The organism is Pseudomonas sp. S36 (genome assembly GCF_016647875.1).
GTDB classification, from domain to species: Bacteria; Pseudomonadota; Gammaproteobacteria; order Pseudomonadales; family Pseudomonadaceae; genus Aquipseudomonas; species Aquipseudomonas parafulva.
The window spans coordinates 222,711-236,813 of the sequence record NZ_JACVVG010000001.1; the positions used below are offsets into that span (position 1 = coordinate 222,711).

Annotated in this window: 8 protein-coding genes; all 8 read right to left on the reverse strand. The window is 64.1% G+C overall.

Annotated features, from left to right (window positions below):
• Positions 1-37: 37 nt before the first annotated feature.
• Positions 38-1,525, reverse strand: a complete 1,488-nt coding sequence (locus IAE36_RS00935; protein ID WP_060481118.1) for an efflux transporter outer membrane subunit — start codon at positions 1,523-1,525, stop codon at positions 38-40.
• The gene (locus IAE36_RS00940; RefSeq protein WP_201209733.1) at positions 1,522-4,629 is read right to left on the reverse strand and encodes an efflux RND transporter permease subunit; all 3,108 of its coding nucleotides are present in this window, start codon (positions 4,627-4,629) and stop codon (positions 1,522-1,524) included. The genes IAE36_RS00935 and IAE36_RS00940 overlap by 4 nt, the downstream gene beginning before the upstream one ends.
• Before the next feature lie 31 nt (positions 4,630-4,660).
• Positions 4,661-7,756 (reverse strand): MdtB/MuxB family multidrug efflux RND transporter permease subunit, encoded by a 3,096-nt coding sequence (locus tag IAE36_RS00945; RefSeq protein WP_201209734.1) that lies wholly within the window; start codon positions 7,754-7,756, stop codon positions 4,661-4,663.
• The gene (locus tag IAE36_RS00950; protein WP_201209735.1) at positions 7,753-9,018 is read right to left on the reverse strand and encodes an MdtA/MuxA family multidrug efflux RND transporter periplasmic adaptor subunit; all 1,266 of its coding nucleotides are present in this window, start codon (positions 9,016-9,018) and stop codon (positions 7,753-7,755) included. Before IAE36_RS00950 ends, IAE36_RS00945 begins: the two co-directional genes overlap by 4 nt.
• A gap of 221 nt (positions 9,019-9,239) precedes the next feature.
• Positions 9,240-9,740, reverse strand: coding sequence for a thiol peroxidase (gene tpx / locus IAE36_RS00955; protein ID WP_201209736.1), 501 nt, complete (start codon positions 9,738-9,740; stop codon positions 9,240-9,242).
• 168 nt (positions 9,741-9,908) lie between these two features.
• Entirely contained in the window at positions 9,909-11,189 is a 1,281-nt protein-coding gene (locus IAE36_RS00960; RefSeq protein ID WP_028633819.1) for a serine/threonine transporter, read from the reverse strand.
• A 209-nt stretch (positions 11,190-11,398) separates the two neighbouring features.
• Positions 11,399-12,595 carry an amino acid aminotransferase gene (locus IAE36_RS00965; protein WP_201209737.1) on the reverse strand — a complete coding sequence of 399 codons (1,197 nt, stop codon included), beginning with the start codon at positions 12,593-12,595 and terminating at the stop codon, positions 11,399-11,401.
• A 146-nt stretch (positions 12,596-12,741) separates the two neighbouring features.
• The gene (locus IAE36_RS00970) at positions 12,742-13,767 is read right to left on the reverse strand and encodes an Ldh family oxidoreductase (protein WP_201209738.1); all 1,026 of its coding nucleotides are present in this window, start codon (positions 13,765-13,767) and stop codon (positions 12,742-12,744) included.
• Positions 13,768-14,103 lie beyond the last annotated feature (336 nt).

Here is a 14,103-nt window from a genome sequence, read left to right on the forward strand (position 1 = left end):
CGGGGTTTTTGCTAACGAAAATGGGCCGCCCGGTGGGTCATTCCTGCTCGCTGAACGCCTGCTGTGCCTGCCAGCCGCCCCCCAGTGCCGCCACCAGTTGCACACTGGCCACCAACCGCCCTTGCAGCAGGTTCAGCGCACTGCGTTCGTTGCTCAGGGCGGTAGCCTGCACGTTGACCACATCCAGGTAGCCGATCAGCCCCGCGCGGTACTGGTTCTCGGTCAGGCGCAGGGATTCGCGGGCCGCTTCCAGGGCTTCCTGGCGCACTACCGCCTCGTCACCGTACACCTTCAACTGCACCAGCAGGTTTTCCACCTCCTTGAACCCGTCCAGCACCGTCTGCCGGTACTGCGCCACGGTCTGGTCATACACCGCCACGGTACGGTCGACCTCGGCGCTGCGTTTGCCGGCATCGAACAGTGTGAGCGCCAGTTGCGGGCCAACGGACCAGTAACGGTTGGGCAATTCGATCCAGTTGCTGAAGCTGCTGCTGGAGTACCCGCCGTTCATGCTCAGGCTCAGGTCTGGGAAGTACGCGGCACGGGAAACGCCGATATTGGCGTTGGCCGCCATCACGTTGCGCTCGGCGGCTGCGATGTCGGGGCGCCTTTCGAGCAGCTGTGACGGCAACGCCACGGGTATCTGCGGCAAGGCCGGGATGTCCTTGCTATCGGCCAAGGCAAACTGCGCTGGCGTCTTGCCCAGCAACACAGCGATGGCGTTCTCGAACTGGGCACGCTGCCACGCCAGGTCGATCAGGTCGGCCTGAGTGCTCTTGAGCTGGGTACGCGCCTGGGCCACCGCATCGGGGCCGGCAATACCGGCACGGTACTGGTTCTGGTTCATGCGCAGCGACCGCTCGTAGGCGGCGACGGTGGCCTCCAGCAAGCGTTTCTGTTCATCGATCACCCGCAGTTGCAGGTAGTTCTGCACCAGCTCGGACTGCTGGCTCAGGCGCATGGCCGCAAGGTCAGCCAGGCTGGCGTCGGCGCTGGCTTCGTTGGCATTGAGCGTTTCGCGCAGCTTGCCCCACAGGTCGATCTCCCAACTGACGCCCAACTGGGCGTTGTAGGTATTGCGGATGCCGCTGCTGTTGGTAGACAAGCTGGAACTGGAACTGCCGGTGCCCTGGGCCGAGCGGTTCTTGTTAACGCTCAGGTTCAGGCTGGGGAACAAGCCGGCACGGCTGCTGCGCACCAACGCCTGGGCCTGGCGATACTGGGCTTCGGCCTGGGCAACGCTCTGGTTATTGCTGTTGAGTTCCGCCACCAGCGCATTGAGCCGGGTGTCGCCGTAGATCTCCCACCAAGCGCCCCGGGCGATGGCATCGCCCGGCTTGGCAAGGGTCCAGCCGTCGGCATGCTTGAATTGCGCCGTGCCGGCAAGTTCAGGGCGATGGTAGTCGGGCGCCAGGGTGCAGGCGCTAAGCAGCGCCACGCTGAACGCGGCACCCAGCAGGCGCGAGCCGCGCCCGCGGGTCAGCACCTGCAAGGCACGGTGCAGTGGAGTCTTGGCAAAAGTCATAGCGGGGTTTCCAGTGCCGCGTCGGTGCGCACACCGCGCCAACGGTTGAAGCGGTGGCGCAGGCGGTCCAGGTACAGGTAGACCACCGGCGTCGTGTAAAGGGTCAGAATCTGGCTGAACACCAGGCCGCCGATGATGGTCAGCCCCAGGGGCTGGCGCATTTCCGCACCTTCGGCCTGGCTCAGCAGCAACGGCAGCGCACCGAGTATGGCGGCCAGCGTGGTCATGAGGATTGGCCGCAGGCGCAGCAGGCAGGCCCGGCGGATCGACTCTTCGGGCGACAGGCCCTGGTGCCGCTCCAGTTGCAGCGCCAGGTCGATCATCAGGATGGCGTTCTTTTTCACCACGCCGATCAGCAGGAACAACCCCAGCAGCGAGATCAGGCTGACCTCGCCACCGGTCAGGTACAGCGCCAGCAGCGCGCCGACGCCGGCCGACGGCAAGGTCGACAGAATCGTCAGCGGGTGAATGTAGCTTTCGTAGAGAATGCCCAGCACCAGATACACCAGCACCAGTGCACCGAGAATCATGAACGGCTGGCCTTGCTGGGTTTTGGCGAAGGCATCAGCCGTGCCACCCAGCTTGGCGATCACACCCTCTGGCAAGCCCAGTTTCGCTACTGCACGCTCCACGGCGGACAGTGCCTGGTCGGGGCTGAACCCTTCGGCCACGTCGAAGGCGATGTCCTCGGAGGCGAACTGGTCTTCGTGGCTGACACGGTCGTTGGCCAGGCTGTTCTCGTAATGGGCGATGGTCGACAGCGGCACCCGCGCGCCGTCTGCAGTGATGACCTGCACCTGCTCCAGCGTGCTGGGGTCCCAGGCATACTTGGGGTTTATTTCCAGCACCACCTGGTACTGGTTGAGGCTGTCGTAGATGGTCGAGATCTGCCGCTGGCTATAGGCGTTGTTCAGCACCGTGGTGACCATCTGCATGTCGATGCCAAGGCGCTTGGCCTGGTCCCGGTCGACCACCAGGGTCACCTGCTGGGTGCCAGCACCGTCGCGGGCGTCGATCGCCGTCAGTTCAGGCAAGGCGCGCAGCGCCGCGACAACCTTCGGGAACCACAGGCGCAGGGCAGCCAGGTCGCCGCTCTGCAAGGTATACAGGTACTGGGAAGAGCTCTGGTCCCTGCCGCCCCCGCCCAGTTGCAGGTCCTGGTCGGCCATCAGGAACAACCGCCCGCCCGGCACCTTGGGCATTTCCTTGCGCAGCCGCTCGATGACCTTTTGCGCATCGAGCTTACGCTCGCCGATGGGCTTCAGGCGTACCAGCACCATGGCGTTGTTGGTGCCACTGTTGCCGCCGATAAAGCCGGCCACGCTCTGCACCGCGGGGTCGGCGAGCAAGGCGCGGCGGTAGGTTTCCATCTTTGGCTGCATCACGCTGAACGACAGGCCGTCGTCCCCCCGGATGAAGCCCATCAGCTGGCCGGTGTCCTGTTGCGGCATCAGGGTCTTGGGTACCACCACGTACAGCGCGATATTCACGCCGATGGTGGCCAGCAGGCTGAGCAAGGTCAGGCGGCGATGGCGCAGGGCCCAACCCAGGCTGCGGTCGTAGGCGCCGACCATGCGCTGGTGCACCGCCTCGCTCCAGCGCTGCAGGCGGGTTTGCTCGGCCTGGTGCGGCTTGAGCCAGCGGGCGCAGAGCATGGGGGTGAGGGTCAGCGACACCAGCAGCGAGACCATGATCGCCGCCGCCAGGGTGATCGAGAACTCCTGGAACAAGTTGCGCACGATGCCACCCATGAACAGGATGGACACGAACACGGCCACCAGCGACACGTTCATCGACAGCAGCGTGAAGCCGACTTCCTTGGCCCCCAGAAACGCCGCTTTCATCGGTGGCTGGCCGCCCTCGATGTGGCGGGAAATGTTCTCCAGCACCACGATGGCATCGTCCACCACCAGGCCAGTGGCCAGAATCAGCGCCATCAGTGACAGGTTGTTGAGCGAGAACCCGCACAGGTACATCACCGCGAAGGTACCGACCAGGGACACCGGCACCGCCAGGCTGGGGATCAGCGAAGCGCGCAGGCTACCCAGGAACAGGTACACCACCAGGATCACCAGTACCACGGCAATCAGCAGGGTGTGTTCGGCCTCCTTGAGGGTGGCCTTGATCACCGGTGAACGGTCCATGGCCACGTTCAGTTGCACGCTTGCCGGCAGCAGCGACTGCAAGGCGGGCAGTTGCGCCTTGATCTGGTCCACGGTCTGGATGATGTTCGCCCCGGCCTGGCGGTTGACCACCAGCAATACCGCGCTCTGATCGTTGAAGAAGCCGCTGTTGTAGCGGTTTTCCACGCCATCGGTGATGGTCGCCACATCGGACAACCGCAGGAGGGTGCCATTCTGCTGGCGGATCACAACCGGCCCGTAATCCTGCGCACGCTCCAGCTGGTCGTTAGCGCGTACCTGCCAACTGCGCTCGGCATCCTCGACGAAGCCCATGGGCCGGCGCTGGTTGGCGTTGGCGACCGCAGTACGCACCTCGTCCAGCGACAGGCCGTACTGGCTGAGCAACTGTGGCTCCACAGAAATACGCACGGCCGGCAACGAACTGCCGCCAATCTGCACCTCCCCTACCCCAGGCACCTGGGCCAGGCTCTGGGACAGGATCGTGTCGGCCAAGTCGTACAGCTGGCCTTTCTGCAGCACATCCGAGGTCAGCGACAACACCATGACCGGTGCCTGGGACGGGTTGATCTTCTTGTAGGTGGGCATGCTGCGCATGCCACTGGGCAACAGGTTACGGGTGGCGTTGATGGCCGCCTGCACTTCGCGGGCCGCGCCATCGATGTCGCGCCCAAGCTCGAAACCGATGATCACCCGGGTAGAGCCCTGGTTGGAGCTGCTGGTGAGCGTGGTGACACCCGCGATACTGCCCAGTTTGCGCTCCAGCGGGGTCGCAACGGTGGATGCCATGACCTCCGGGCTGGCACCGGGCAGGTTGGCCGACACGACGATTACCGGGAAGTCCATCTGCGGCAACGGCGACACCGGCAGCAGGCCGAAGCTCACGGCGCCCAGCAGCATGATGGCCAGGCTCAGCAGCATGGTCGCCACTGGCCGGCGAATGAAAGGACCAGAGAGGTTCATCGGCCACTCCCGGGCACTGGTGTCAGGGCGCTCATGCCGGCTCCTGCACCGGGCGCTGCCTGCCGAAGCGGCGTGCCAGGCGGTCGAAGTACAGGTAGATGACTGGCGTGGTGAACAGTGTCAGCACCTGGCTGACCAGCAACCCGCCGACCATCACCAGGCCCAGCGGCTGGCGCAATTCAGCGCCGGAGCCTGTGGCCAGCATCAGCGGCACTGCGCCGAACAGCGCGGCCAGGGTGGTCATCAGAATGGGCCGGAAACGCAGCAGCGCCGCTTGATAGATAGCGTCCCGCGGGGCCATGCCCTGATGCCGCTCTGCCTCAAGGGCGAAGTCGATCATCATGATGGCGTTTTTCTTGACGATCCCGATCAGCAGGATGATGCCGATGATGGCGATCATGCCCAGGTCGTTGCCACTGATCAGCAAGGCCAACAGGGCCCCAACCGCCGCCGAGGGCAAGGTCGAAAGAATGGTCACCGGGTGGATGTAACTTTCGTACAGCACGCCCAGCACGATGTACATGGTCACCACCGCCGCCAGAATCAGCAGCAAGGTGCTGGACAGCGAAGCCTGGAACGCCTGCGCGGCGCCCTGGAAACGGGTTTGCACGCCCAAGGGCATGCCGATGGCCTGTTGCACCTGCTCGATCACCTGCACCGCTTCGCCTAGCGAGGCGCCATGGGCCAGGTTGAACGACAGGGTCACCGCCGGGAACTGGCCGATATGGGAAATGGCCAGCTGTGCCTGGCGTTGCTCGATGCGCGCCAGCGCCGAGAGCCGCACCTGGCCACCCTCGCTGGCCTTCACGTGAATCGACTCCAGGGCCTGCGGGCCGATCACCGCGGCGTCCTCGGCCTGCAACACCACCCGATACTGGCTGGCCTGGGTGTAGATGGTGGAGATCTGCCGCTGGCCGAAAGCGTCATACAGTGCGTTGGTGATCTGCGACACGCTTACGCCCAGGCGGCTGGCCAGGTCCCGGTCTATCACCAGGTACACCTGCAGGCCCTGGTCCTGCAGGTCGCTGGCCACGTCGGCCAGTTCCGGGCGTTGCTGCAAGGCCTGCACCAGCTTGCCGCTCCACTGGCCCAGCAGGTCGGCATCCGGTGAAGACAGGGTGAACTGGTACTGGGTACGGCTGACCCGGTCCTCGATGCTCAGGTCCTGCACCGGCTGCATGAACAGGCGGATGCCCACCAGCTTGTCGAGCTTGGGCTGCAGGCGGCTGATCACCTCGCTGGCGGTGACGTCACGGTCACCGTGGGGCTTGAGGTTGATCAGCAAGCGGCCGCTGTTGAGGGTGGCGTTGTCGCCGTCCACGCCAATGTAGGACGAGAGGCTCTGCACCGCAGGGTCCTGCAGGATGACCCGGCTCAAGGCTTGCTGACGCTCGCTCATGGCAGCGAACGAGGTGGACTGCGGTGCCTCGGAGATACCCTGGATAACGCCTGTGTCCTGCACCGGGAAGAAGCCCTTGGGCACCACCATGTACAGGATCACGGTGAGCGCCAGGCTGGCCACGGCCACCAGCAGGGTCAGCGGCTGGCGCTTGAGCACCCATTGCAGGGCGTTGCCGTAGTGCTTGATCAGCCAGTCGATCCAGGCGCCGCTGGCACGGTAGAAGCGCCCCTGCTCCTCGGGCGTGGGCTCGCGCTTCAGCAGCCGAGCGCACATCATCGGGGTGAGGGTGAGCGACACCACCAGGGAAATCAGGATCGCCACTGCCAGAGTGATGGCGAATTCCCGGAACAGGCGGCCCACCACGTCGGCCATGAACAGCAGCGGGATGAGCACGGCAATCAGCGAGAAGGTCAGGGAAATGAGGGTGAAGCCGATCTGCCGGGCACCTTTCAGGGCCGCCTGCATCGGCGTCTCGCCTTCTTCGATGTGCCGGGAAATGTTCTCCAGCATGACGATGGCATCATCCACCACGAAGCCGGTGGCGATGGTCAGGGCCATCAGGGTGAGGTTGTTCACCGAGAACCCTGCCAGGTACATGACCCCGAAGGTGCCGACCAACGACAACGGCACTGCAATCGACGGGATGAGGGTTGCGCTGACCCGGCGCAGGAACAGGAACGTCACCATCACCACCAGGGCAATGGCGATCAGCAGTTCATGCTGCACGTCGCGCACGGCGGCGCGGATGGTCTGGGTGCGGTCGGTGAGCACCGACACGTCCAGGCCGGCAGGCAGGTTGTCAGTGATCGACGGCAACAGGCTCTTAATGCGGTCCACCACCTCGATCACGTTGGCACCGGGCTGGCGCTGGATGTTCAGCAGCACCGCGTGGTTTTCGTTGGCCCAGGCGGCCAGCCGCTCGTTTTCGGCGCCGTCGACGATTTCGGCGACGTCTTTCAGGCGCAGGGGTGCGCCGTTCTTGTACGTAAGGATGAGATTGGCGTATTCCGCGGGCGAGCGCAGCTGGTCGTTGGCGTCGAGCATGGACACCCGCGTAGGGCCGTCAAAATTGCCCTTGGGCTGGTTGACGTTGGAGGCGCCAATGAGGGTGCGCACGTCTTCCAGGTTGAGCCCGTTGGCAGCCAGGGCATCGACGTTGACCTTGATGCGCACGGCCTGGCGCTGGCCCCCGGCAATGCTCACCATGCCCACCCCGCTGATCTGCGCCAGCTTTTGCGCGACGCGGGTATCGACCAGATCGTTCAGCTTGGGCAGCGGCATGGTCTTGCTGGAAATGGCCAGGGTCAGCACCGGGGTGTCGGCGGGGTTGACCTTGTTGTACACCGGCGGTGCCGGCAGGTCGCTCGGCAGCAGGTTGCTGGCCGCGTTGATGGCCGCCTGCACCTGTTGCTCGGCGACGTCCATGTTCATGTCCAGGTTGAAGCGCAGGGTAAGCACCGAAGCGCCACCGGAGCTGGTCGACGCCATTTGCTCCAGGCCCGGCATCTGGCCGAACTGCCGTTCCAGCGGTGCAGTGACCGCGCTGGTCATCACCTGTGGGCTGGCGCCAGGGTACAGCGTCATGACCCTAATGGTGGGGTAATCCACTTGCGGCAAGGCAGACACCGGCAGCAGGCGGTAGGCAATCAAACCGGCCAGCACGATGGCCAGCATGCTCAGGGTGGTGGCGACCGGCCGCAGGATGAACAGGCGCGAGAGGTTCATGCGCCCGCCTTGCCTGCCGTGTCAGCGGACTGCGCCGAACCCTTGGTGTCCTGGCCCTGCAGGTGCTGGCCAGGCGTGGCCGGTACCTGGGAACTGTCGTCAACCACGTCCACCTTGGTGCCTTCACGCAGGCGGTCAGTACCCTCCAGCACCAACCGGTCTCCGGCGGCGAGGCCTTCGAGCACCACGCTGTTCTCGCCGTCGCTGTGGCCCACTTTCAGCTTGCGGATGTTCACGGTGTTCTCGGCGTTGACCACATAGGCAAACGTGCCGTCGGTGCCAAACTGAATGGCCGCAGCAGGCGCCATTACCACTTGCTTGAGTGTGTCGGCCAGCAAGCGCACGTTGACGAACTGGTTGGGGAACAGGGCCATGTCCTTGTTCTGGAAGCGGCCCTTGAACTTCAAGGTGCCAGTGGTAGTGTCGATCTGGTTGTCGATGCTGCCCAGCACACCGGTAGCCTGCAGCTTGCTGTCACTGCGGTCCCAAGCCTCCACGGGCAGGCTGGCGCCGCTGCGGTAGCGCTCCAGCACCGTGCCCAGCTCGGTTTCAGGCAAGGTGAACGCGACGTTGATCGGCTCGGTCTGGGTGATGATGACCAGCGCGGTGGAGTCGTTGGCCGCCACGAGGTTGCCGAGGTCGAGCTGGCGCAGGCCGACGCGGCCACTGATGGGCGCGCGAATCTGGGTGAAGTCGAGGTTCAGCCGGGCGTCATTGACCTGCGCCTGGTTGGTCTTGACCAAGCCCTGGAACTGCGCCACTTGTGCCTGAGCGGTATCGAGCGTCTGCTTGGCGATGCTGTCCTCGGCGAACAGGCCCTTGTAGCGGGCCAGGTCAACCTGGGCGTTCTGCAACTGGGCCTGGTTTTGCGCCAGCGTACCTTCGGCTTGTTGCAGGGCAATGCGGTAGGGGCGCGGGTCGATCTCGGCCAGCAGGTCGCCTGCCTTGACGTGCTGCCCTTCCTTGAAATGAATCTTCACCAGCTCCCCGGCCACGCGGCTGCGCACGTTGACCGTGTTCGTGGCCGTTACCGTGCCCAACGCTTTGTAGTACAGCGGGAAATCACCCACCTTGACGGGTTCGACACGTACCGGTACCGGGTCGCTGGAACCACCGAAGCCAGGGCGCCCGCCCTGCCGACCGGCGTCTTTACCGGGCCCGCTCGAGGCTGGCCAGAGCCACCAGGCCAGGGCTGCGATCAGCAACACGATCAGCAGGCCGACGAGCCAGCGACGGGAGGAACGGGATTTGGGCGCTTGCATGGGTTGAACGAGCCTTGTTCGGAGTGACGACTTGGAGAGGGTGAACGATAAGCACTATCGACGGCTAAGCAAAGGGCCTTTACCAGAGGTTTACCTTTGCCTGACGTTGCCAAGGCCCTGAACTTTAAATGAAAACGGCCCGGAAAGCGTTCCGGGCCGTTACAGGGTGTTGCGTGTAGCGCAGGGTGGCAGCTCAAGCGCAGCCACCCTGCCCTGCCCCCTTACTTCAGGGCAGCCAGGGCGGCCTCGTAGTTGGGTTCGTTGCCGATTTCGGCAACCAGCTCGCTGTGCAGCACCTTGTCGTTTTCATCCAGCACCACCACAGCGCGGGCGGCCAGGCCGGCCAGCGGGCCGTCAGCGATGGCTACGCCGTACTGCTCCAGGAACTCGCCGCCACGCAAGGTCGACAGGTTCTTCACGTTTTCCAGGCCCTCGGCACCGCAGAAGCGCGCCTGGGCGAATGGCAGGTCGGCGGAAATGCACAGTACAACGGTGTTGTTCAGGTCATTGGCCTGTTGGTTGAACTTGCGCACCGAGGTCGCGCAGGTTGGCGTGTCAACGCTTGGGAAGATGTTCAGCACCTTGCGCTGGCCAGCGTAGTCTTTAAGCGACTTGTCAGCCAGGCCTTCGCCGACCAGGGAGAACGCCGGCGCCTGGGCACCAGTTTGTGGCAGGTTGCCGTTGACCTGGACCGGGTTGCCTTTGAGAGTCACTTGAGCCATGACGAAATCCTTTATGGAGGGTGTGTAAAGGACAGTGAGTTAAGCATGAAGGCAGCCGAGTGCCTATGGGTTGGCTTGAAAATGTTCGATAGCCGCACAAAGGGTACGGGCAAAAAAAATGCCCGGGCCGCTTGTAACAGCCCAGGCATGGTTACAGGGTGCCGGTTATCAGCCCAACAGGCCGTACACCACCGAGGTCAGCGCCACTAGGCCGATGACCGTGACAAACACGTTGGACAACGCCCCACTGTACTTGCGCATGGAAGGCACGCGGCGGATGGCGTACATCGGCATCAGGAACAGCAGCACGGCGATCACCGGGCCGCCCCACGACTCGATCATGCCGAGAATGCTCGGGTTGAGCGTGGCAACGATCCAGCACACCACCAGCATCAGTGCGGCCACCACACGGTCCAGCGCCTTGCTGCCCAGGCGTGCACCCGACTTGGCGAAGATGCCTTTCAGGCCTTCGCTGGCGCCGATGTAGTGCCCCAGGAACGACTTGGCGATGGCAATGAAGGCAATCAGTGGTGCCGCGAACGCAATGGTCGGGTTGCTGAAGTGGTTGGCCAGGTACGACAGAATAGACAGGTTCTGGGCCTTGGCTTCAGCCAACTGTGCGCTGTCGAGGGTCAATACGCAGCTGAACACGAAGAACAGTACCATCGCCACCATCAGCAGGTGGGCACGTGCCAGGATCTGGCCGCTGCGGGCGTCGGCATGCTCACCGTAACGGCGCTTCTGGTCGACGGCGAAGGCCGAGATGATCGGTGAATGGTTGAACGAGAACACCATCACCGGTATTGCCAGCCAAACGGTGTGCAAGAACGCCGAACCGCTCGGCACCTGGTGGGCGCTGTCGAGGATGCCGCCCGTCCAGTGCGGCACCAGGTACAGGCCCAGCAGCGCCAGGGCGACGATGAAGGGGTACACCAGCAGGCTCATTATGCGCACCGTGGCTTGCTCGCCGCAGCGCACAATGGCCAGCAGGCCGAGGATCAGCACCAGCGAGAGCACGGCGCGGGGCGGTGGCGCCATGTGCAGTTGGTGCTCCATGAAGCTGCTGACAGTGTTGGTCAGGGCAACACTGTAGATGAGCAGAATGGGGAAAATGGCGAAGAAGTACAGCACGGTGATCAAGGCACCGGCCTTGATCCCGAAGTGTTCTTCGACCACCTCGGTGATGTCCCCGCCGTTGCGCCCGGACAGCACGAAACGGGTCAGCCCGCGGTGGGCATAATAGGTCATCGGGAAGGCCAGTGCGGCCAGCACCAGCAGCGGCCAGAAGCCGCCCAAACCGGCATTGATGGGCAGGAACAGGGTTCCGGCGCCAATGGCTGTGCCGAACAGGCCCAGCATCCAGGTAGTGTCGTGACGCGACCAGTTGCCAAGGGTGGCGGCGGTCGATTCTGCATGGCGTTGCTGAACGCCTTGGGCCTGCTCATTCATTCCGGGTGAAGCTCCACTCGCAAGACTGTAACAGGCTGAGAATGGCGAAATGTCGGCTCCGCCCAACTCAACCGGAAAAGAGGGGCGCGATTGTGCACTGAAAGGTTGCACTTGCGAAGCCTTTTTCGGAGGGGCGGTTGCACTTGTCTGTACAAGCACAGTAGCGAGCGGCTCTGATCGTGCAGACTTCAGAGCCGCCCGCCGCAACGTTACTTCTGCACAGCAGCAAACGCCTCGGCAACGCGCTGCAGGTTCGCCGGGCGCAGGCCAGACATGCACACGCGGCCGCTGTCGATCAGGTAGACACCGAACTCGTCACGCAGCCTTCGTACCTGCTCGACGCTGAAGCCGGTGTAACTGAACATGCCACGCTGGCGCAGGAAGAACTGGAAGTCCTGGCCGGGCAACAGCACGGCCAAGGCATCCACCAGGGCCTGGCGCATGTCGAGGATACGCTTGCGCATGACCTCTACTTCGGCCACCCACTGGGCATTGAGCGCGGCATCACCGAGCACGCCGGCCACCAGTTGGGCGCCGAAGCTGGGCGGGCTGGAATAGTTGCGGCGAACCGTGGCCTTGAGCTGGCCAAGCACGCGCTGGGTGGTGGCCTGGTCTTCGCAGACCACCGACAGCCCGCCTACGCGTTCGCCATACAGCGAGAAGATCTTCGAAAACGAATTGCTGACCAGGCACGGTACACCGGCGCTGGCCATTTCACGGATGGCGTAGGCGTCTTTTACCAGGCCTTCGGCAAAGCCTTGGTAGGCAATGTCGAGAAACGCGATCAGTTGCCGCGCCTTGACCACTTCAACCACCTGCTGCCATTGGCGCTGGTCGAGGTCGGCACCGGTCGGGTTGTGGCAGCACGGGTGCAGCAGGACGATGCTGTGGGCCGGCAGGCCCTGAAGGGTGGCCAGCATGCCGTCGAAATCGACGCCGCGGGTGTTCTGGTCGAAGTACGGGTAGCTGTTCACCTTGAAACCCGCACCCTCGAAGATGGCGCGGTGGTTATCCCAGGTAGGGTTGCTGACCCACACTTCGGCCTCGGGGAAATAGCGCTTGAGGAAGTCGGCGCCAACCTTCAGTGCGCCGGAGCCCCCGACTGTCTGCACGGTAGCCACGCGCCCGCCCGTGACCGCCGGGTGGTCGGCACCGAACAGCAGTGCCTGGATCGCCTGGCGATAACTGGCCAGGCCTTCCATCGGCAGGTACAGCGATGCTTCATGGTCCTGCCCGGCCAGGCGCTTTTCGACGGTATCCACGGCAGCCAGCTGCGGCACCACGCCGGCCTCGTCGTAATAAAGGCCAATGCTCAGGTTGACCTTGTCGGCGCGGGGGTCGGCCTTGAAGGTTTCCATCAACGAGAGAATCGGGTCGCCGGCGTAGGCATCGACATGTTTGAACACAGCGTGCAGCTCCTTGGATCAGGACAGTTCGAAAAGGCAGGCCTGAGCATACCCGGAGTGCGTGCTCAGGAACATCCACTATCGTGCACGGTTGTGTGTGCACCCCTGCACGTTTTCGCTGCGCTTTCGCCCGCGAGGTGGCCGGGTCAGCCAAGCAGGGCTTTCAGCCCCTGCAACTCCTGCTTGGTCATGGCCACCCCTTCCCGCTCGGCCACCTCGCGCTCACGGTAGCGCCGCTCGCCCGGCATGCGCGTCAACCCCGCCGCCTGCATCTGCTCCACCAGCACCCGGCTGCGCTCGGCAAACGGTCGGCCTGCGCCCAGGCCTGGGTTGATGACGATAATCAACTGGCCAGTCCAAGGGGTCTTGGCGCCCGGATGCCCTGCCCAGTCGAATTCCCACGAAAAATGCCCACCGGTCAGGCCCGCAGCGAGCAACTCCACCATCATCGACAGGGCCGAGCCCTTGTGCTCACCGAAGGGCAGCAAGGCGCCCCCGTTCAGCACTGCCTGGGCATCGGTTGTAGGGGCGCCCTGGCTGTCTACGCCGATCCCCGCGGCCAACGGCTGCCTTGCGGCGGCGGCAAGCTGGATATCACCATGGGCCATGGCGCTGGTGGCCATGTCGAAGACGATCGGCGGATGCCCCGCACAGGGCGCGGCGAACGCGATGGGGTTGGTGCCGAACAGCGGCTTGCGCCCGCCATGGGGCACCACGCAGGTCATGCTGTTGACCACGCTCAGGGCGATCAGGCCCTGTTCGGCGAACGGCTCTACATCAGGCCACAGCGCTGCAAAATGGTGGGAGTTGTGGATGGCAAGCACGGCGATACCGGCCGTCTGCGCTTTTTTCACCAGCAGTTCCCGCGCAGCGGCAAGCGCCGGTTGCGCGAAGCCGCCCCCGGCATCGACGCTGACGTACCCAGCTGCCAGGTCGCTGACCTGAGGCGTGGCGCGGCCGTTCACCCAGCCGCTGGCCAGGGTCGATACGTACCCGGGCATGCGGAAGATGCCATGGCTATGGGCGCCATCACGCTGGGCGCTGGCACAGTTGCTGGCCAGTACCTGCGCCACTGCCTGGCTGCACCCGTGGCGTTCGAAAATGCCCTGCAGCAGTGCCTGCAGCTCGGTAAACGGAATGCGCGCAACGGCGCCGCCTGAGGGTGCGGACATCAGAACCTCCTGGTAGGTATTGTCAGGCCATGCTGGCGCGGCCCAGCGCGTGGGTCAATGCACCGGCATGGCTTCTTTGCACGGCTGCAATGAGCCGACTGCATCGTTAAATATTATTGACCACCATAGCTGGCAAACCCTCACAGGCACAGGGTTACGATCGTTTTCACACCGCTTGGACCCATGATTACGGGCGGCACGCGCCTTATCGGTCGTTTGACATATTGAACGGCTCTGGCACTCTAGCCACAGGCCCCGACCGGCATCGTCGCCCATGACGAGCCGGCAGTGCTCGGGGCCACAGGCTGCACCCAGGGCCCCGCGCCGTGCGCCTGC